Raw genomic sequence first — 18,561 nt, 5'->3', positions numbered from 1 at the left:
CGGACGCGTCGGGAAGGCGGCTGGGGTTCATCCTCTGCCCAGGGTGCCTGCTCTTGGAGGTAAGCCCCTGTCCTATTGGAGTGGTGCTTCCGTAGCTTCACGTCATGACTACCGAAGCGCCACTCACCCGAGAGTCGTTCCGGCGCCTCCATCCGATCAACACGCCCCGGCCGGTGTCTGAGTTGCCGGATCGAGTCTGGACCGACGAGGACTGGGACCGGATCCGGCGCGGATATCGAGCCCGGGACATGGATGAGAAGTGGAACGTCTTCGTTGAAGGCGATGTCCTGCCGACCTCCGGGCCGGTCTCGTGGAGTTGACTGCTCGGGCTTCGGGAAAGAGCGATCTTCCCTCGGGCGTGGTGAAGCACAGTGTTCTGGGATTGCGCTCTGGATCATAGGCTCTGCAGCCCGGCGAGTGCTGTCACGATGTCGGGCTATGTGACTGGATCACCCGTTGCAAGCGCAGGATCCCGCCGTGTGCGTCGGCCAGTCGTGGTTCCGGCAGGCACCCCTTGGGCCACACCACCAGGAGGAACCAGTGTCATACCGGCAACTGCTCACCCCCGAGGCGAAGCTCGCCGACGCGAAGAAGCTGTTGAGCCTCCCGCGTATCGTCGTGATCTGCGGCTCCACCCGCTTCATGACCGAGATGAACGAGGCCGATCTGCGGGAGACCAAAGCCGGAAAGATCGTCGTCAAACCGGGCTTTGACATGAAGTCGCCGCACGGACTTTGGTCCGATCCTGTCGAGGCCGAGGCGCTGAAGGTTCGACTCGGCGATCTGCACCGGGCGAAGATCCGCCTCGCTGATGAGGTACTCGTAGTCGGCGACTACATCGGAGACAGCACCCGAGCCGAAATCGCCTACGCCCGGTCGCTGGGCAGGCCCGTGCGGTTCACGCACCCCGAAGTCGCCCCTGACGCCTGACCGCCCGCTGCCACCTCGACAACCAGGGCCGGCAGCCCGCCGCCTGCCCTCTCGCAATGGCTTCGGCCGCCGTCCACCCCACACCCTCCGCAGGCATCCCTTGGAATTGATCATCTAGACATCGACCGCCCCTGCCCTGCAGCGACGCGTTGACGAGTCCGCGGGCGCCATCTCTATCGAGGAACTGCGCGAGGAACTCGCCGCCCAGGGTCGAGCGTCACCCCTTCACCACGCGACACGTGGTGAAGGCGCCTTCGCGTTCCGGCCGCGGTCGAACCAGTGCTGAGTTCGGATCAGTTGTAGGCGGTGCATCCGATCACGCCGCGACTGATGTCCTTTCCGCAGGCACGCCACGGTGACCCGAAGGTGCCGACCGTGCCGCTGTTCATCGAGGTCGCGCCCGTGGGCACCGTACGCCAGGCGGTCACGACGCCCGATGCGTTCGTCACCCAGATCTCATCCCCAGGGGTGGCACCAGTGATCTGCCCGTGCCAGCCGTCGTCGCACCGGAAGAGGTGAACCCGCGTCGCGCCGGCGCTCACGGGATTCACCGGCTGGGTGCAGGCGGCGGCCTGGTCGAAGGGAGTCATCTCCGGCGAGGCGGTGGCCGGGGACGTGCTGATCAGTGCGGCCGCGATGGTTGTCGCACCGACTGTCAGAGTCGTACGAAGGTTCTTCATCAGCGGATCCTTTCGGGAGTGTGAGTATCCGTTTCCGTTCCTCAGCCTCGGCCGTTGGCCGTCACGAGTGCGGCCGGGCCGGTCGCTCCAGGTGTAGTGGCCCGCGCGTTGTTCGCCTTCAGAGCACTGGTGCCGAACAAACAACTCGTGAAAAATGTGACGCGGCTGTCAGGCCGTCACCTGGGGGAACGGGGAGGTGTGGCGATGCCGCGCAAGGAGCGACCGCTGGACGAGGGGGACGGTCCGTTACGGGAGTTCGCCGCGGGCTTGCGGCAGTTGCGGCGGAAGGCGGGCCATCCGCCCTACCGGACACTGGCGGAGCGGGCGCACTACTCGATCTCGACGCTGTCCTCCGCGGCGTCCGGGCAGCGGCTGCCGACGCTGGCGGTGACCCTGGCCTACGTGCGCGCCTGCGACGGGGACGTTCAGGAATGGGAGCGCCGTTGGCGGGAGGCGGCGGAGCACCTCGGTGACGGGGATCCCGCCCTCGGCCTGGCGGAGGAGTCCGGCACGCCACCGCCGTATACGGGTCTGCGGCCGTTCAGGGAGCAGGACGCGGGGTGGTTCTTCGGCCGGGAGCAGCTGGTGGAGGAGCTGGCCGAGCGGCTGGAGCGGCAGCGGTTCGTGATGGTGATCGGGGCTTCGGGGTCGGGTAAGTCGTCGCTGTTGCGGGCCGGTCTGGTGCCGCGCCTGCGGGACGCGACGACCGTGGTGGTGCTGACGCCGGGGCCCCGGCCGGTGGAGGAGTGCGCGGTACGGCTGGGCGCGCTGGCGGGCATCTCGCCGGGCCGGCTGTACGAGGAGTTGCGGCAGAACCCGGAGAACCTGGCACGGATGCTGCGGCAGATCGGCGCCCGCTCCAAAGGGTCCAACGGCTCCAACGGGTCCGAAGGGGGCGAAGGGGGCGACGGCGTCGTACTGGTCGTCGACCAGTTCGAGGAGATCTTCACGCTCTGCCGGGACGACGACGAGCGGCAGTGCTTCGTCGCGGCACTGGTCACTGCCGCGTCGACCGGGTCCGGCCAGTGCCGGGTGGCGCTCGGTGTGCGCGCCGACTTCTACGCGCACTGCACCCGCGACCCGCTGCTGGTGGAGGTCATGCGCGACGCGCAGGTGCCGATCGGGCCGATGAGCCTCGACGAGTTACGCAGGGCCGTCGTGAGACCCGCCCAGCAGGCTGGTCTCACCGTCGAGGGCGCACTGCTGGCGTCGCTCACCGCGCAGGCGCACGGTCACACCGGAGCGCTGCCGCTGCTGTCGCACGCGCTCCTCGAGACCTGGCGGCGACGCCGTGGTAACGCGCTGACGCTGGAGGCCTTCGAGGCAGTGGGCGGACTCGAAGGCGGCCTCGCTCGCACCGCGGAGGAGTTCTACGGGCAACTGAGCCCAGAGCAAAGGGATTTGGCCCGGAGGGCTTTTGTGCGGCTGACCGCGCTGGGCGAGGGGACGGAAGACACCCGGAGGCCGGCGCGCCTGGCGGAGCTGCGGGGGCTCGCCGAGCAGCCGGACGGCGACGACATCGTCGCCATACTGGAACAGGCCGCCCGAGCACGGCTGTTGACGCTGGATCACGAACGGGTGGAGCTGGCGCATGAGGCTCTGATCCGCTGCTGGCCCCGGTTGCACGGATGGCTGGCCGAGGACCGAGAGGCCCTGCGGGTGCTGCGCCGGCTCACCGATGCGGCACTGGCGTGGGAGACGCTGGGGCGAGACCCCGGCGCCCTGTACCGAGGCACGCGTCTCGCCATGGTCGCCGCGCTCGACCGCGCCGCCCTGTCCGTGCAGGAGCGGGAGTTCCTGGACGCGAGCCGGGCCGCCGCGCACAGCGAGCAGGCCGCCGCCCGCCGCGGTGTTCGCCGCCTGCGCCGGCTCACCGTGTCGCTGATTCTGCTCCTGATCACCGCCTCGGCCACCACCGTCTACGCGGTGCGTGCCGAGGGCACCGCCACCCGGCAGCGCAACATCGCCCTGTCCCAGAAGGTCGCGGAGCAGGCCACCGCGCTGCGCTCCACCAATCCCGCGCTCGCCACCCAGCTCAGCCTCGCCGCCTACCGCCTGGTCCCCACCACCGAGGCCCGGAGCAGTCTGCTCAGCACCTTCGCGACCCCGTACGCGACACGACTCACGGGGCACACCTACAACGTCAACGCGGTGGCCTACTCTGCCGACAGCCGCACACTGGTCACCGGCAGCAACGACGACACCGCCCGTCTGTGGAACGTCACCGACCCCCATCGCGCCCGCCCGCCGGCCATCCTGACCGGTCACACCGGCAAGGTCAGCCACGCTGCCTTCAGCGCCGACGGCAGGACCCTGGCCACCGCGAGCTGGGACGACACCGCGCGGCTTTGGGACATCACCGCCCCGGACAGCCCCCGCCTGCTGGCGGTCCTGCGTGGCCACACCGGCGATGTCAACGCCGTGGCGTTCAGCCCGGACGGCACCACCCTCGCCACCGCGAGTACCGACAGCACCCTACGGCTGTGGGACGTCACCGATCCGCGCCGTCCCCGCACGAGATCCTCACTGCGCGCGGACGACGACACGGACGCCGCGCTCGTCTCCGTGGCCTTCGGTCCCGACGGCCGCACCCTGGCCGCAGCCGGCTTCGACCGAGCCGTACACCTGTGGACGCTCGACGCCTCCGGGAACGCCCACCGGTCGGCCACCCTGACCGGCCACACCGCAGCCGTCAGCTGGGTGGCCTTCGGTCCGGACGGGAAGACCCTGGCGAGCGCGAGCTGGGATCGCACCGTGCGGCTGTGGAACCTGGCCGCCCCCGGACGCCCGGCCCCGCTGGCGACCCTGACCGGCCACACCGACGGCGTGCGCTCCGTCGCCATCAGCCCGGACGGACACACGCTCGCCAGCGCGAGCCTGGACCACACCGTGCGGGTGTGGGACATCGGCGATCCGCGCCACCCGAGGCAGCAGACAGCGCTGACCGGGCACACCGACGCCGCCGTCTTCGTGGCGTTCAGCCCCGACGGCCGAACCCTGGCCAGCGCCGGGGACGACCACACCGCACGGCTGTGGGACCTGCCCCTCCCGGCTCTCTACGGCCACACCGACACCGTCTGCGGGCTGGCGCTGAGTCCGGACGGCCGTACCCTCGCAACGGCCGGTTACGACGGCACGGCCCGGCTGTGGAACGTCGTCGACCCCCGTCGCGCCCGCCCGCTGGCCACCCTCACCGGTCACACCGACACCGTCTGCGGACTGGCGCTGAGTCCGGACGGCCGTACCCTCGCCACCGCCGGTTACGACGGCACGGCCCGGCTGTGGGACATCACTGTCCCCCGCCGCCCCCGCTCATTGGCCACCCTCACCGGGTACGGCGATCACGTGAACACCGTGGCCTTCAGTCCCGACGGCCGCGCCCTGGCCACCTCCGACCTGGACGGCACCGTACGGCTGTTGGACGTCTCGGACATCCGCCGCCCCCGCGAGCTGGCCTCCACCACCGCCCACCCCGATGGCGCCAATGCGGCCGTCTTCAGCCCGGACGGCAACACCCTGGCCACCGGGGGATGGGACCGCAGGGTAGGACTGTGGGACGTCGGCGACCTCCGCCACCCGAGGAGGCTGGCCGTCTCCCCGGCCCTCCCGGACGGGGTCAACGCCGTTGCCTTCCGCCCGGACGGCAAGACCCTGGCCACAACGGAATTCGGCGGCGTGACGCGCCTGTGGGATGTCACCGACCGCCGCCTGCACCAGAGCGCGGCTTTCGGCGGCCACGTCGGCGACGCCTTTTCTCCCGCCTTCAGCCCCGACGGGAACACGCTGGCCACCATGGGTGCCGACGGCACCGCCCGTCTGTGGGACACGACCGATCCGGTCCACCCCGAGACGTTTGCCTCGCTGACCGACGACGAGCCCATCACACCGGTGTTCGCGGCGGTGTTCGGCTCCGATGACCACACCCTGGCCACAGCGGGCGCGGACGGCGTCGTCCGTCTGTGGGAGACGGACCCGGAGCGCGTCGCGGACCGCGTGTGCCGACTCAGCCGTCCCGCCATCACCCGCGCCGAGTGGAACACGTACTTCGGGAACCTTGCCTACCGGCCCCCGTGCCCGTAACAGGCCACCTGCGAACGTACTCAAGGTCAGTGCCGCCGCGGTGGTGGACGACACTGGACAGCGCGGGTCGGTCCGAGGCCGACGAGTGGTCGCATCGGGACGTGGAGCCGGCTCGGACGCCGGAATCGAACAACCTTCACCGAGGGTGAGGACTCCCCGTGATCGCTGTCAGATCCCGACAGCGAACGCCCCGGCTCCTGGCCAACCGCGGTGCGTTCCTCGTCCTCGTGGTCCTCGTGCTCCTCGTGGTCCTTGTGCGACTGCACCGCGTCGCAGATCTCCGGGGGCGCCGGTGGAGGCGAGGCGGGCCGGGGAGCAGGCTTGGACGGTGCCTCGTGCTGCGGTGCGACTACGGCTGGCACTGTGCGGCCGAGGTCCACAGGCTGCCGGGGCACACGTCCCCCCCCGGACTGCTCGCTGGGCGTGAAGGGCTTCGCGCTCCGGCGCATGAAGGATGACTTCCGTGACGGCCGCAGGACGGTCCAGACGTTCACCGCTACGCGTCCGGTCGGTCGGTCGTCGGCGGTGCGGCTGTCGACCACTCGCCGCGGCGTGATCGGAGCCCCGCTCGGGCCCCGAACGCTAGGCGTCCTCCTGGCACTGGCCGGATCCGCCGGACATTCCTCAGTCCCGCCCGCGCGACTCCGCGGCGCGCCGTGCCAGCGCGTCGAAGACCACCGCGGTGAGCAGCACTCCACCGGTGATCATGAACTGGACGGCGGGCTCGACCCCGAGCAGCGCCATGCCCGAGGCGATCGACTGGATGATGAGCACTCCCAGCAGGGCGGACCAGGTCGAGCCGCGTCCGCCGAACAGGCTGGTGCCACCGATGACGGCAGCGGCGATGGCGTTGATGAGCAACATGCCGGAGCCTGGGACCTGGGTTGCCGAGGTGAGGCGCGACGCGACGAACAGGCCGCCGACCGCGGCCAGGGTCCCCGACACCAGGAACACGGCGATTCGCACGCGGGCCACGTAGACGCCCGCCCGCCGGGCCGCCTCCGCGCCGCCGCCCAGTGCGAGGACCTGCCTGCCGTAGGTCGTGCGGCGCAGGAAGAGGTCCGAGGCGACGATGACTGCGAGGAAGATCAGGAGCGCCAGCGGCAGGCCCTCGAACTGGCCCAGCACGTAGACGGTGGCGAACGTGACCACCGCGAGCAGAGCCGTACGCGCCCAGATCTCACGCACCCGCCGGTAGGGCATCCCGACGGAGCTGCGGCGCCTGCGGTCGTGGTAGGAGAGGAGCAGGTACGCGACCGTACCGAGCGCCGCCAGGCCGTACGTGACCACGGCGGCGCTGAAGTAGCGGCTGGTCAGCATGGCGACCAGCCCGTCGTCGCTGAAATTGATGGAGCTCTCCGGCCCCAGCAGGTAGAGCATCAGGCCGTTCCAGGCCAGCAGGCCCGCGAGGGTGACGACGAACGCGGGTACGCCGACCTTGGCGAAGAAGAATCCGTGGACGGCCCCGGCGGCCGCACCGCAGACGATCGCGATGATCACGGCGAGCCATTCGGGCATTCCAAGGTTCACGTTCAACGACGCGAACATGGCGCCCGCCAGGCCGGCGAGCGAGCCCACCGACAGGTCGATCTCTCCGATCAGCAGCACGAAGACGATGCCGACGGCGATCATGCCGGTCCCGACAATGTCCACGCTGAGGACGGACAGGTTGCGCGGCGAGAGGAAGTTGTTGTTGAGACTCTGGAAGACCAGCCAGGTCACGGCGAGAGCGAGCAGAGCCGGGGCCGGGCCGAGTTCAGCCTCGTGCAGCCTGCGGCGCACCGCACCGGCGTTCGCCCTGAGACGGTCGGCGGTGGGCGAGGCATCGGCGGCGCGCGCCGGCGTCCTCCTCCACCTCACGGCCATGCCTCTTCGGGGTCGGTCGTGCGATGGGCGACGGCATTGTCCGTCGCGCCGGTGATCGAGGAGATGATCTGTTCCTGGGAAGTGGTGTTCACGTCGAAGAGGCCGTTGTTGCGGCCGAGGCGCAGCACGGCGATGCGGTCGGCGACGGCCTTGATGTCACCCATGTTGTGGCTGATGAGGAGCACCCCGGTGCCCCGGTCGCGCACCTGCTCGATGAGGTCGAGGAGCTGATTGGTCTGCTCGATGCCCAGCGAGGCGGTGGGTTCGTCGAGCAGGAGAAGCCTGGGCGCGCTGAGAAACGAGCGGGTGATCGCGACGACCTGCCGCTGGCCGCCGGACAGCGTGGCGAGCGGCGCACGTACGTCGGGGATGCGGATGGACAGGGTCTGCAGCAGCTCGCGGGTGCGGCGCTCCATCTCCACCTCGTTGAGGATGCCGAGCCGGTGGATTTCCCGGCCGAGGTAGAGATTGCCGACGACGTCGAGGTTGCCGCACATCGCGAGGTCCTGGTAGACGGTCGAGATCCCGAGCATCTGGGCGTCCTGGGGGCGCTTGATCTGGACCGCGTTGCCCTGCCACTCGATGACGCCCTTGTCGGCGGGGCCGACTCCCGAGATCACCTTGACGAGGGTGGACTTTCCGGCGGCGTTGTCGCCCACCAGGGCGACCACCTCCCCGGCTCTGATCTCGAGCTCGACGTCCACCAGCGCCTGGACGGCAGCGAAGCGCTTGGAGACGCCGCGCAACGCCAGCAGGGGCTGTGCCGGCACGTGGCCACCTCCTTCCGCCTTCGCGGAAGCTCATGGAGTGAGTCCGGCCTTGTCGCAGGCGGACCGGAGCTTCGAAGTGCAGATCTGGTCGATTGTGTACATACCATCCTTTACCAGAGTGTCCTTGATGTTGCCGACCGTCACTGAGATCGAGGGGAGCAGGACCGCGGGGATGTCCTTGCTGGTGACGCTGTCGACGGTGTCGGTGGCGATGGAGCCGACCGACTCGCCGCGCCCCAGGGCGACGGCCATCTCGACGGCTGCGTCGGCCGCCGGCTTGAACGGCTTGTAGACGGTCATGTACTGGCCGCCCCTGACGATGCGGCGCACGGCCGGGAGGTCGGCGTCCTGGCCGGTGATCGGGGGCAGCGGTCTGACCTCCGTGGCGTTGAGGGCGGAGACCACGGCACCGGCGAGGCTGTCATTGGCAGCGAGAACGCCGTCGATCTTGTCCGCGCCCAGGGCGGCGATGGCGCCGGTCATGTTGACGTAGGCGTTCTCCGGCCGCCAGCCGACGGTGTCGTACGACTTGCCGATCTTCACCTTGCCCTTGAGGACGGACAGGGCGCCCTGCTTGTACCAGTCGGCGTTGGGGTCGGTCGTGGCGCCGTTCATCATGACGATCTGGCCACCGTCCGCCTTCGTGCCCATGGCCTTCAGGAGCCCCTCGCCCTGAAGCCTGCCGACCGTCGTGCCGTCGAACGTGACGTAACCGGAGATCGGGCCTTGCGCGAGCCGGTCATAGGCGACGACCGGGATACCGGCTCGATCCGCGGCCTCGACCGTCGAGCGCAGCCCCTTGGCGTCGACGACGGCGAGGATCAGGACATCCACACCCCTGGTGATCATGGCCTCGAGCTGCTGCCGCTGAACCGCCGGTTCAGGCGTGGCGGCGACGGTCGCCGCCGGGCAGTCGGGGCACAGCTGCTTCAGCTTCTGCTCGATCAGCGGCCTGTCGAACTGCCCGAAGCGCGAGGCGCCGCCGCCCGGAAGCAGTACGCCGACGGTGAGGCTGTCGCCGCCGCCCTCCCCGCCCCCGCCCCCGCCCCCGCCGCAGGCTCCGGTCAGGGTCAGACCGGCGGCAACCGAGATCGCCACGGACGCACGAGTGAGGGACCTGCGCTTCACGGCCGGAAGGCTGACACCGAGACCCATTTTCGGTTCCTTAGAAATGTTGCCCCATTGTGCCCAATATGAGGGGTTTGGTACCAAGCGTAGTCAAGGCATTGGTTTCGTCCCTTTCAGGTCCGGCACTTCCGGACGAGGGCCGGATGTGACCACGGCGGCACGACGCCCATGCTGAGGACTACCGGCAACTTCCGCTCGTCCTGCACCTCGCGGAACGCGCGGTCGGCCGGTGGATCGAGCGGTTGAAGTCGAGCAAGCGCCCCTGAACGTCGCCATCTCGAACAGGAGCTCCTGAACGTCGCCATCTCGAATCCGCGACCGCCACCCATGAGCCGGCCGTGTAGTCGCGTCGGACTTGGACGCCGCCCGCGTCGGACGGGCTCCACACCCCCGCACCCGGCCGGCGAGGAGTCGTCCCTTCGTCAAGGCACCCTTGCCAACGGGACTGAGTTGTAGAAGGCCGGCTCCCTGCTCACCAGCGGGCCAACCGCATGCACTGGTCCCGCGACAAGCGGATCGAAGCGTGCGCCGCCATCGTCGCCGAGTCCACCCGTATCCAGCTCGCCCTGCGCCGGGCATGGCGTCACGGCGACCCCCTGGACTGGGTGCCCTGGAATGTGGCTCTCGGAACGGTCTGGCTGGTCGGGAGCCCAGCCGTGGTCGCCGCCGCGGCGACCATGGACCAGGTCTTCTGGGATCACAGCGACCAGTTCGTCCAGCAGACCGCCACCAGTGAGACGGCCTGGAAAGAGGCCAGAGACCTCATGGAGGCCGCCCGGCTGGACTTCATCAACGCGGCCCGGCTGCACGTCGACCCTCGGCACAACAAGCTCACACAGGTGCCTGTCAGCCGACCTCCCCTTTTCCGTGCAGCCGCTCCCAGCGCAGGCCCACCACCGACCGGACGCGCGGTGCCGGACAGCTCCGGCGCCTGAACTACCGGACCGTCGGCCTACGGCACTGACGCACGCTTGGGCCTGGCCGCCGCTGCCGAGCCGGCCGCCATGCGGGACATCGCTCTCGGCCGCCCGCGCGAACCGGTGGCGTACGAGCCCGCCGCGCAGCGCCGGAGCCTCGGCAGGAGAGTCCCGGCTGGGCGGGGGAGACCTGTTTGGGATGCAAGTGGTGTCGACGTGGACGTGAACGCCTTCCCAAGCGCGCCGACAAGACAAATAGCGCGCGGACAAGAGAAATGCCGACGTGCGAAGACCGGTCGCCCACTGGTACCAGCTGTTACCATCTGGGAATGGCGAAGTCACAGAAGGGCTGGCGCGTCGACGACGAGATCGCGGAGCTGGCCACGGCCCGGGCCAAGGACCGCGGCATGAGCGTCGGCGACTACATCGCTGCTCTCGTGCGGGAAGACGTCGGCGGGCTGCGTCAACGAGGCGTGGACGCGGCCAGGCGCTTCCTCGACGAGCACCAGGCGGTCTTCGACGACGTCGAAGACGCCGACCGTCGCTCCTCGGGGGCTCACGCCGCCTGATGGACCTGTACATCGACGTCCCCTGGATCCTGCAAGTCGCGGAAGTCGCGGGTGCGGCGGATCCCGCCCCCGACGACTACGGGGTGCCCGTGGCCGCGGTCGCCTGCCACCGGGCCGAACTGCTGGAAACACCTGTCTACGACGGCCCCTACGCCCGGGCCGCCGCGCTGGTGCACATCCTCGGGCGCTGCCGCTGGCTGGAGCGTTCCAACATGGCCGTGGCCGCCGCGACGGGCGTGATGTACCTGGAGGCCTCCGGGATCCCGGTCAAGCCCACTCGCGAGAACGCCGTCGCCCTCCGCGACATGCTGCGCGATCCCGCCTGCACCGCCGCCAGGATCGCCACCCTGCTGCGCACCTGGCCCCAGGCCACCTGAACGGAACTCATCAGTGTGACGGACCGGGGAGCGCGAGAAGCCGCCCCGGCGTGGTCCATGGCATGGATGAACCTCTGCAGTGGTCTTGGTCGACGGAATGCCCGGCGTGCCATGCGGCCGCGAGTTGGAAGAGTTCCGGGGCGCCCTGGGCGCGGGCGTAGGGCTGGAAGCGGGGGAGTGGGTCGTCGACGAGGCTGAGGTGGCGGGGTGCTCCGATGCGGCGGGCCAGGCGGTAGGACTGGTTGCGGTTTCGATGAGGGTGGCGTTGAAGGTGAGCCGGTCCACGATGGCCGCGCAGAGCCGCGGATCGGTGAAGGTGCGGCTCCAGTCCGTGAAACCCGTCGAGCGCGCCGCTGCGGGTGACACCGCGCATGCTCGCTCCGCCGTTACAAGGGAGACAGGGAGGGAACGGGTGTGTCGGCGTCGAGGGCCGCCGCGCGGAGGGCGGCTGCCACGCGGATGCCGGGGTCGGTCGGCGAGTGGGGCAGGCGGGCCAGAAGAAGGCGCCGTTGTTCCTGGGGGCCGCCGCGGACGGGCAGGACGCGGACGCCGGGTGGCGCGGCTGCGGCGAGTACGGCGGGCACGGTGGTCAGTCCGCAGCCCGCGGCGACCAGTTGGAGCTTGGCGAGCCAGTCGCGGGCGGTGTGGGCGATCTCGGGCCGCTCGTCCAGGCCCGGCCACACGCCCAGCAGTTTGTCCTCTCCCGAGGGGGAGCCGGCGATCCATCGCTGTCCGCGCAGGTCGGCCACGTCGACGTAGTCGCCGCGGGCCAGTGGGTGAGTGGCGGGCACCGCCAGGCACAGGGCGCGTTCGGTGAGTGTCTGCAGCGCGAGCGCGGGTGACTCGGTGTCCGGCGGCCGGAACGGCGGCGCGGAGGCCAGCAGGGCCAGGTCGAGGCTGCCGGCCCGCAGGGCGCGCACCAGCGCCGGGGTGCTGCCCTCCCGGCCGACGACCTGAAGATCGGGATCCGTCTGGCGCAGCGCGGCCAGGGTGCGGGGCACCAGGACGGCGCCGGCGCTGGGGAACCACCCCAGGCGGACCGTGCCGGCCTGCCCGGGCAGGCCGGACAGTTCGCGCGCGGTCGCGTCGATCTCGTCGAGCACTACCGTCGTGCGGCGCATGACGACGCGGCCCGCCGCGGTGAGCCGTACGCCGTCGCGTCGCCGCTCCAGCAGTTCGGCGCCCGCGGCCCGTTCGATCGCGGCGATCTGCCGGGAGACCGCCGACTGGGTGTAGCCCAGCGACGCGGCGGCCGCGGTGAAGGTTCCCCGCTCGGCGACGGCCCGGAAGACACGCAGCGCGGTGAGGGACACATCCGTGAAGTCCATGACGTTTACGCATACCACCCGTGCCGAACTTTCGTTGGACTCATGGATGCGGGGTTCCTAGCGTGACATGCATGAACGCATCCCGTATCGCCCTCGTCACGGGCGCCAACCAGGGACTCGGCCGCGCCCTCGCCGAAGGACTGGCGGCCCGCATGAACCCCGACGACCTGGTCCTGCTCACCGGCCGAAGCCACCAGCGCGTGACCGACGCCGCCCGCGAGGTCGGCCGGCTGGCCGGTACCCGCGCCCGCGTTGAAGGCCGGGTCCTGGACGTCACCGACACCGACGCCATCGCCCACCTCGCCGATGACCTCCGAGCCCGGCACGCAGGGGTCGACGTCGTCATCTCCAACGCGGTCGCCCGCGTGCTGCCCGAGGAGTCACAAGCCGAGCGGGCCGATGAGTTCATCGACGTCTCCAACACGGCCACGCACGCCGTCCTGCGCTCCTTCGGTGCCGTCCTGCGCCCAGGCGGCAGGCTGCTCGTCGTGGCCAGTAGCTTGGGCACCCTCGGCCACCTCGACCCGCGACTGCACCACCTGTTCGACGGCGTGAACCTCGACCAGATCGAGTACGCCGTCGAGTCCTGGCGCAGCGCCATCCACCACAAGACCGCACAGGAGGCGGGCTGGCCGGTCTGGCTGAACGTGCCCTCGAAGGTCGCCCAGGTCGCCGCCGTCCGCGCCCTCGCCGCCGAACGACGCGAGCGCGACCTCGCCACAGGCACTCTGATCGCGTCCGTGTGCCCCGGCATGGTCGACACCGCCACCTCGCGCCCCTGGTTCAGCGACTACAGCCAGGCGCAGTCGCCGGCCAAGGCCGCCGCGGCCGTGCTCGACCTGGTCTTCACCACACACGTCGATCCCGCCCTGTACGGCGAGTTGGTCCGTTTCGGCAAGGCCCTGGACTGGCACGACGGTTCACCTCCGGTGGAACAGGACCGGATCCTCACACCCTGAACGCACAGAGCCGTCACTCAGCACCTCAGCACACAGCGAGTAGTCCACTCATGAGTGCCATCACCACCCCGTTCGGCTTCTCCAGCACCGCAGCCGAGGTCGCGGAAGGGACCGACCTCACCGGCCGCCGCGCGGTGGTCACCGGCGCCTCCTCCAGCCTCGGGGCGAGACCGCTCGTGTCCCGGCCGCCACCTCTAAAACTGACGGTCATCGTTGACACCTGGGTCTTCGATCACCAGGGAGATCCACATGCCGAAGTCCACTCTCACCACCCCGACGCTTGACCGTGAGGCCAAGCGGCGCCTGGCCGCCGACGGCAACGCCCGCATCGACGTGGTGAGTTCCACCGGCCACCAGCAGTCACCGGTCGTGTGGGACGACATCGACTTCGCCTTCCGCCCCTACGATCCGTGGCCGGCCTACGGGCAGTCCAAGACCGCCAACGTTCTCTTCGCGATCGAGACGACCCGCCGCCGGGCCCCGACAACATCACCGCCAACGCCCTGATGCCCGGCGCCATTTACACGTACCTGCAACGTCACACCGGCGGCCGGGGCAGCGGCAGGGCCCGCGCCCACCTGATCAAGACGGTCCAGCAGGGCGCCGCGACCTCCGTCCTCCTCACGACCTCCCTCCTCCTCGAAGGCGTCGGTGGCCGCTACTACTTCGACTGCAACGAGACCGAGGTCGTCGACCGACGCTCCGGCACGCTGCACGGCGTCGCCCGGTACGCCGTCGACCCGGACAACGGCCGACGCCTGTGGGCGCTGTCGGAGAAACTCCTCGCACAGGAAGCTGACCTGCTGGGCCGGGTACCCAGCCGGGCCGTGGTGGTCTGCGGGGCCGCAGCGGGCCCATTGCCCGATCGCCGTGTATGAGCCGGGGCCCGCCACCGCGCCCTGCGACGCCACGAGTTCACGCGACTCCGCAACGGCCCTGCGCCGGAACCTGCCATGCTGATCAGGTTCGATTCGATCCTCACACCTTGGAGGTTTGATGCGTGCAGGCGTCGTCGTCGCCGCGCAGCCCGGTGTGGAGGACCTCGCCGTGCGGGCCGAGGAGTTGGGCTTGCACAGCTTCTGGGTCAACGACACCCCGATGGTCCACGGCGACCCCTTCGTCGCCTTGAGCCTGTGTGCGAAGGCCACCAGCCGCATCAGGCTCGGCATCGCTGTGACCTCACCGGCGCTGCGCTCGGCCCCGGCCGCCGCGAGCGGGCTCGCCAGCCTCAACGCCCTGGCACCGGGCCGGATCATCTGCGGAGTCGGCACCGGAAACACAGCCCGGCGCACCCTGGGCATGCGGCCGACCAGGGCGGCCGGGCTGGAGACCTTCACCGTGGCACTGCAGGACCTGTGCGCCGGGCGGTCGACCGAGTACCGCGAAGGTGACCGGGTCCGCGACATCCGGTTCCTGCATGCCGGGGCGCACGTGAACTCCGCCGACCCGATCGAGTTCGTCGTGGCCGCGCTGCTCGGACCGAAGGCCGCCGCCGTCGCAGGCCGTCGCGGCACCGGCCTCATCTCCTTCGGCCTGCTGGACCCCACCGCCTGGCACGCGCTGCACGACACCCGCCGCCACGCCGCCCAGGGCACACCCCGCGACCCCGACGCCCACACGGAATTCCGGGCGGACTCCTACGTGGTCACCGCGCTCCACCTGCTCGACGAGGACGAGGACCCCCACGGCGAGGCGGCCCGGGACGCGACGGGCCACCTCGTCCTGTCGCTGCTGGCCTTCGCCGCCGACACAGCCGCCGACACACACGCCTTCGCCGAGCAACTCGGCCCCGAGGAACGTGAGGCGGTGCGGCGGCTCCTCGACCGGCGCGGCACCACCGCCACCGCGCCGGACCGGCACACCAAGCTCTACCCCAACTACCTCGGACGCATCGCACCGCAGGACCGGGACCTGGTTCTGCCCTCGCTGATGAACACCCTGGCCCTGGTCGGCACCCGCGACGACCTTCTCGCCCGCATCACCACCCTGGAACAGGCAGGCGTCGACGAACTCCTCATCCAGCCGGTGATCGACCCGCCCACCGAGATGGCCCTGCTCGCGAAACTCCTCAGCTGAGCCGACCCGCCTGCCGCACGTCCTTGACCTGCACGCCTACAAGATCACCAAGCCTTCGCAGTCGGCCTGGTGCGGGGGCGCAACGCGTCCTCGTGGTGCAGATGCTTGTCGACGAGGCCGCGGAGGTCGTCACGTACCGCGTAGGCATCCCCTTGGCCCTCGGCAGCAGGTGCTGCAGACCGTACGGGGCCGCGTCCCCGGCAAGCTCGGCGAGCGTCCAGCAGTTCTTGCGCGGCAGGTCCTACGGCAGTCCGAGCACGAACACCCGTGCCCTGCGCTGCGGTTCCACCCGCACAAACCGCCCCGCGATACGGCCCATCAGGGCCTTGAAGGCTCCCTGTCAGTGGGCAGGATGCATTGCCGCGCCCCCATTCCCGGACCAGCCCCGACCAGCAAGATCGCGATCATGGAGGCGGAGGGCGCAGGCCGGTAGCCTGCCGATGTGGCTGAGCCTTGGGACGAGCAGCAGTTGATCGCGGACGGCTTCGAGCGCGCGTACGCCGTCTTGGATTGGTACGACGGACCGCGTCAAGGACTCGCGGTCATCAAGGGTGTCCCGCACTACTTCGAGGGTTGGGACTATCACCCGGCCAACGTGGCCGACGAGTACGTCGTCTGGCCCGCGAGCGAGGCGGCAGTGGCGATGGAGCGCGAGCAGTGGGCAATCTACGTCAGGTACGAGGTTTCTGACGCCGGGAGGGACGAGCATCCGGCGAACGGAGGGGGCAATGCCCGCTACGACGAACTGAACTTGCTCCTCACACCACACCGTCAGGCGCCGGACGACGCTCGGCGGCTGCTGGGCGAGGTGCGGTTGGACGACGGAGAACGCTACCGGCCGGACGGGGGAGACGTCTGGTTCCGGTGGCGTCCGATCAGTGACGCCTCCGTCGATCACTAGGCGGATGCCGACCAGGTCCGCGACGACCGGCGCGCCTCTGAGCTGAACCTCCCGGCGACGACGCACCCAGGCCCGCATCCGCCGTAGCCATCTCCGGGGTCCAGCCAACCGCGCCCCTGGCGCCGAGTTCGTCCAGGACCGCGCGGTGTAGCCGGCGCCGCGGGCTCGCCTCGGTCCACGCCGTGATCCGGCGATGCGCCGTCGTGGCAGAGGTGCTGAACGTCGGTGGCACATGCCGCCAGGTGCAACCGGTGGCCAGGACGTACACCACCGCGGTGAACCCCGCCCGCTCGTCTCGGTGGGGGATCGGCGTCAGGCGACAGGTGGGACGACGATGACCTTGCCGTGCACCGTGCCTTCGGCGGCCCGGGCGTGCAGCGCCGACAGCTCGGTCAGCGGCACCCGCTCGGCGACATCCACGCGCAGTTCCCCGCGGTCGATCAGTGCGACCAGCCGCGACAGCTGGTCTGCGTCGCTGCGGACGAACAGGTCGATGCCGCGCACGCCGCGCTCCTCGTCGGCGGGCGCGGGCATCCACACCGTCGTGTTCACCACGACCCCGCCCGTACGGACCAGCGTGACGAGCGCGGCCAGCTCGGCAGGGTCGACCGGCGCGAGGTTGAGCACGACGTCGACCGGCGCGGTCACCGCCGCGGTCACCCTGGTGGTGGTGTGGTCGATGACCTCGTCGGCGCCGGCCGACGTGACCGCCTCGCTGCTGCGCGGGCTGGCCGTGGCTATCACGTGGGCATCGGCTCGCTTGGCCAGTTGCACGGCGTAGCCGCCGACCGCTCCGCCGGCGCCGTTGATCAGCACGCGTTGTCCGGCCGTCAGCTTGCCGTGATCGAACAGCGCCTGCCACGCGGTGAGGCCCACGACTGGCAGTGCGGCGGCGTCGGGCAGCGGGACGCTCTTGGGGGCCGACGTCAGGACCCCGGCCGGCGCGAGGACGTACTCCGCGGCGGCGCCGTCCCCGTCCATCGGCAGGAAGCCGACGACGTCGTCGCCGACCGCGATGCCGTCCACTCCCTCGCCCAGCGCGTCAACCGTGCCGGCGACGTCGATGCCGGGAGTGTGCGGCAGCACCACCGGTATGGGGCCACGCATGAAGCCGCCGCGGATGTTGCCGTCGACGGAGTTGAACGACGTCGCGGCGACGCGGATCCGGACCTCACCGGCCCCGGGGACGGGCTGCTCCACGTCCTCGTAGCGCAGGACGCCGGGGTCGCCGTACTCGTGGAAACGTACTGCCTTCATTTCGGTTCTCACCTTCACTGCGATCCAAGTTGCTTCGAATTCGAAGTAACTGTTGTAGACGCTACCTCTGCTTCGAATTCGAAGCAAGTGCAAGTGCTGTCGGTCACTGCCGGTGCGAGCGCATCGCCGCGGCGAGTTCGGCGGCGGCCCGGTCGATGCAGGCGTGCAGCCGTGCCGCGTCGCTGTGAGCCGTGGACCGCCAGTCGGCGGCGCCCGCGACAACGACCGTGGGCACGGGGTCGGCGTGCACGTCGGTCAGGCGTCTGCATAGCACCTGCGCGAGGTCGGGCGGCTTCAGGCGGGAGTCGCTGTTGAGCGCCAGCAGCACCGGCATGCAGGAGAGGACGCTGTCTCCGAGGGCGGCGAAGAACGAGTCGAACACCTCGCTCGGGGACGCGGTGAGTACCGGGGCCGCCACCACGAGTCCACCGGCCGCCACGACCGCCACGGCCGCCTCCCGCAGGTCGAGGCCGGCGCGGCCCTGGGCGGAGTGCCGGGCGAGGTCGGCCGTCAGCCGGTGCAGCTTCAGCCCCTCCACCTCGGCGCGCACCCCCGGTCGCCAGTGACCGGCACACGGCCTCCGTGACCCAGTCCGCGAGCAGGCGAGTCGGACGCGGATGACCGACACCGGCGCTCACGACGGCCAAGGACACCGGACTCCACGCGGCGGTGCTCATCCCGGCATCGTGTTCTTGGCTACTTGCCCGCGGCCGGGCTGTGGTG

At 70.4% G+C, this 18,561-nt stretch carries 17 protein-coding genes and 1 pseudogene; 10 read left to right on the top strand and 8 right to left on the bottom strand.

What is annotated here, in order from left to right; all coding sequences use genetic code 11:
* Positions 1 to 104 precede the first annotated feature (104 nt).
* Together ACIBEI_RS32100 and ACIBEI_RS32095 are read left to right on the top strand one after the other, a co-directional pair.
* Positions 105 to 320: a hypothetical protein gene (locus ACIBEI_RS32100; protein WP_398893708.1), complete on the top strand. Its 216-nt coding sequence runs from the start codon at positions 105 to 107 to the stop codon at positions 318 to 320.
* Between the two features lie 220 nt (positions 321 to 540).
* Positions 541 to 930, top strand: coding sequence for a hypothetical protein (locus ACIBEI_RS32095; RefSeq protein WP_398893707.1), 390 nt, complete (start codon positions 541 to 543; stop codon positions 928 to 930).
* Positions 931 to 1,223: 293 nt separating this feature from the next.
* Here the strand turns inward: ACIBEI_RS32095 and ACIBEI_RS32090 are convergent, their stop codons facing one another.
* Positions 1,224 to 1,610 carry a hypothetical protein gene (locus ACIBEI_RS32090; protein WP_398893706.1) on the bottom strand — a complete coding sequence of 129 codons (387 nt, stop codon included), beginning with the start codon at positions 1,608 to 1,610 and terminating at the stop codon, positions 1,224 to 1,226.
* Between the two features lie 204 nt (positions 1,611 to 1,814).
* Between ACIBEI_RS32090 and ACIBEI_RS32085 the strand changes: the two genes are divergently transcribed.
* Positions 1,815 to 5,690, top strand: coding sequence for an XRE family transcriptional regulator (locus ACIBEI_RS32085; protein ID WP_398893705.1), 3,876 nt, complete (start codon positions 1,815 to 1,817; stop codon positions 5,688 to 5,690).
* Positions 5,691 to 6,314: 624 nt separating this feature from the next.
* Here the strand turns inward: ACIBEI_RS32085 and ACIBEI_RS32080 are convergent.
* Genes ACIBEI_RS32080 through ACIBEI_RS32070 form a run of 3 tightly spaced genes read right to left on the bottom strand, consistent with a single transcriptional unit; the run spans position 6,315 to position 9,481 of the window.
* Positions 6,315 to 7,556, bottom strand: coding sequence for a sugar ABC transporter permease (locus tag ACIBEI_RS32080; RefSeq protein WP_398893704.1), 1,242 nt, complete (start codon positions 7,554 to 7,556; stop codon positions 6,315 to 6,317).
* A complete protein-coding gene (locus tag ACIBEI_RS32075) occupies positions 7,547 to 8,326 on the bottom strand; it encodes an ATP-binding cassette domain-containing protein (protein WP_398893703.1) in 780 nt (259 codons plus the stop codon). The genes ACIBEI_RS32080 and ACIBEI_RS32075 overlap by 10 nt, the downstream gene beginning before the upstream one ends.
* Positions 8,327 to 8,356: 30 nt before the next feature.
* Positions 8,357 to 9,481 carry a sugar ABC transporter substrate-binding protein gene (locus tag ACIBEI_RS32070; protein ID WP_398893702.1) on the bottom strand — a complete coding sequence of 375 codons (1,125 nt, stop codon included), beginning with the start codon at positions 9,479 to 9,481 and terminating at the stop codon, positions 8,357 to 8,359.
* A gap of 464 nt (positions 9,482 to 9,945) precedes the next feature.
* On the opposite strand from ACIBEI_RS32070, the gene ACIBEI_RS32065 reads away from it, so the two are divergent.
* From ACIBEI_RS32065 to ACIBEI_RS32055, 3 genes are all read left to right on the top strand, one after another.
* Positions 9,946 to 10,389 (top strand): hypothetical protein, encoded by a 444-nt coding sequence (locus ACIBEI_RS32065; protein ID WP_398893701.1) that lies wholly within the window; start codon positions 9,946 to 9,948, stop codon positions 10,387 to 10,389.
* Between the two features lie 311 nt (positions 10,390 to 10,700).
* Positions 10,701 to 10,940 carry a hypothetical protein gene (locus ACIBEI_RS32060; protein ID WP_189844351.1) on the top strand — a complete coding sequence of 80 codons (240 nt, stop codon included), beginning with the start codon at positions 10,701 to 10,703 and terminating at the stop codon, positions 10,938 to 10,940.
* Positions 10,940 to 11,317, top strand: coding sequence for a fic family toxin-antitoxin system, toxin component (locus ACIBEI_RS32055; protein ID WP_398893700.1), 378 nt, complete (start codon positions 10,940 to 10,942; stop codon positions 11,315 to 11,317). The genes ACIBEI_RS32060 and ACIBEI_RS32055 overlap by 1 nt, the downstream gene beginning before the upstream one ends.
* A 386-nt stretch (positions 11,318 to 11,703) precedes the next feature.
* On the opposite strand, the gene ACIBEI_RS32050 is transcribed toward ACIBEI_RS32055, so the two are convergent.
* Complete coding sequence (locus tag ACIBEI_RS32050; RefSeq protein WP_398893699.1) at positions 11,704 to 12,645, bottom strand: LysR family transcriptional regulator; 942 nt, start codon at positions 12,643 to 12,645, stop codon at positions 11,704 to 11,706.
* Positions 12,646 to 12,716: 71 nt separating this feature from the next.
* Between ACIBEI_RS32050 and ACIBEI_RS32045 the strand changes: the two genes are divergently transcribed.
* The 4 genes and pseudogenes from ACIBEI_RS32045 (at position 12,717) to ACIBEI_RS32030 (ending at position 16,581) form a co-directional block, all read left to right on the top strand.
* Positions 12,717 to 13,604 carry an SDR family NAD(P)-dependent oxidoreductase gene (locus ACIBEI_RS32045; protein ID WP_398893698.1) on the top strand — a complete coding sequence of 296 codons (888 nt, stop codon included), beginning with the start codon at positions 12,717 to 12,719 and terminating at the stop codon, positions 13,602 to 13,604.
* Positions 13,605 to 13,663: 59 nt separating this feature from the next.
* Positions 13,664 to 14,482, top strand: a pseudogene (locus ACIBEI_RS32040) (oxidoreductase); the annotation flags it as partial.
* 118 nt (positions 14,483 to 14,600) lie between these two features.
* Positions 14,601 to 15,680, top strand: coding sequence for an LLM class flavin-dependent oxidoreductase (locus tag ACIBEI_RS32035; protein ID WP_398893697.1), 1,080 nt, complete (start codon positions 14,601 to 14,603; stop codon positions 15,678 to 15,680).
* 442 nt (positions 15,681 to 16,122) lie between these two features.
* Entirely contained in the window at positions 16,123 to 16,581 is a 459-nt protein-coding gene (locus ACIBEI_RS32030) for a hypothetical protein (protein ID WP_398893696.1), read from the top strand.
* On the opposite strand, the gene ACIBEI_RS32025 is transcribed toward ACIBEI_RS32030, so the two are convergent.
* From ACIBEI_RS32025 to ACIBEI_RS32015, 3 genes are all read right to left on the bottom strand, one after another.
* Positions 16,556 to 16,888 carry a transposase gene (locus ACIBEI_RS32025; protein WP_398893800.1) on the bottom strand — a complete coding sequence of 111 codons (333 nt, stop codon included), beginning with the start codon at positions 16,886 to 16,888 and terminating at the stop codon, positions 16,556 to 16,558. The two genes, ACIBEI_RS32030 and ACIBEI_RS32025, sit on opposite strands and share 26 nt — an antisense overlap.
* 5 nt (positions 16,889 to 16,893) lie before the next feature.
* On the bottom strand, positions 16,894 to 17,838 hold the full coding sequence (locus ACIBEI_RS32020) for an NADP-dependent oxidoreductase (protein ID WP_398893695.1): 945 nt from the start codon (positions 17,836 to 17,838) through the stop codon (positions 16,894 to 16,896).
* A gap of 103 nt (positions 17,839 to 17,941) precedes the next feature.
* Complete coding sequence (locus ACIBEI_RS32015) at positions 17,942 to 18,388, bottom strand: hypothetical protein (protein WP_398893694.1); 447 nt, start codon at positions 18,386 to 18,388, stop codon at positions 17,942 to 17,944.
* Positions 18,389 to 18,561 lie beyond the last annotated feature (173 nt).

This window comes from Streptomyces sp. NPDC050988 (assembly GCF_044456225.1).
Classification (GTDB): Bacteria; Actinomycetota; Actinomycetes; order Streptomycetales; family Streptomycetaceae; genus Streptomyces.
The sequence above is the reverse complement of the archived record's forward strand: the minus strand, read 5'-3'. Positions and strand labels throughout refer to the sequence as shown.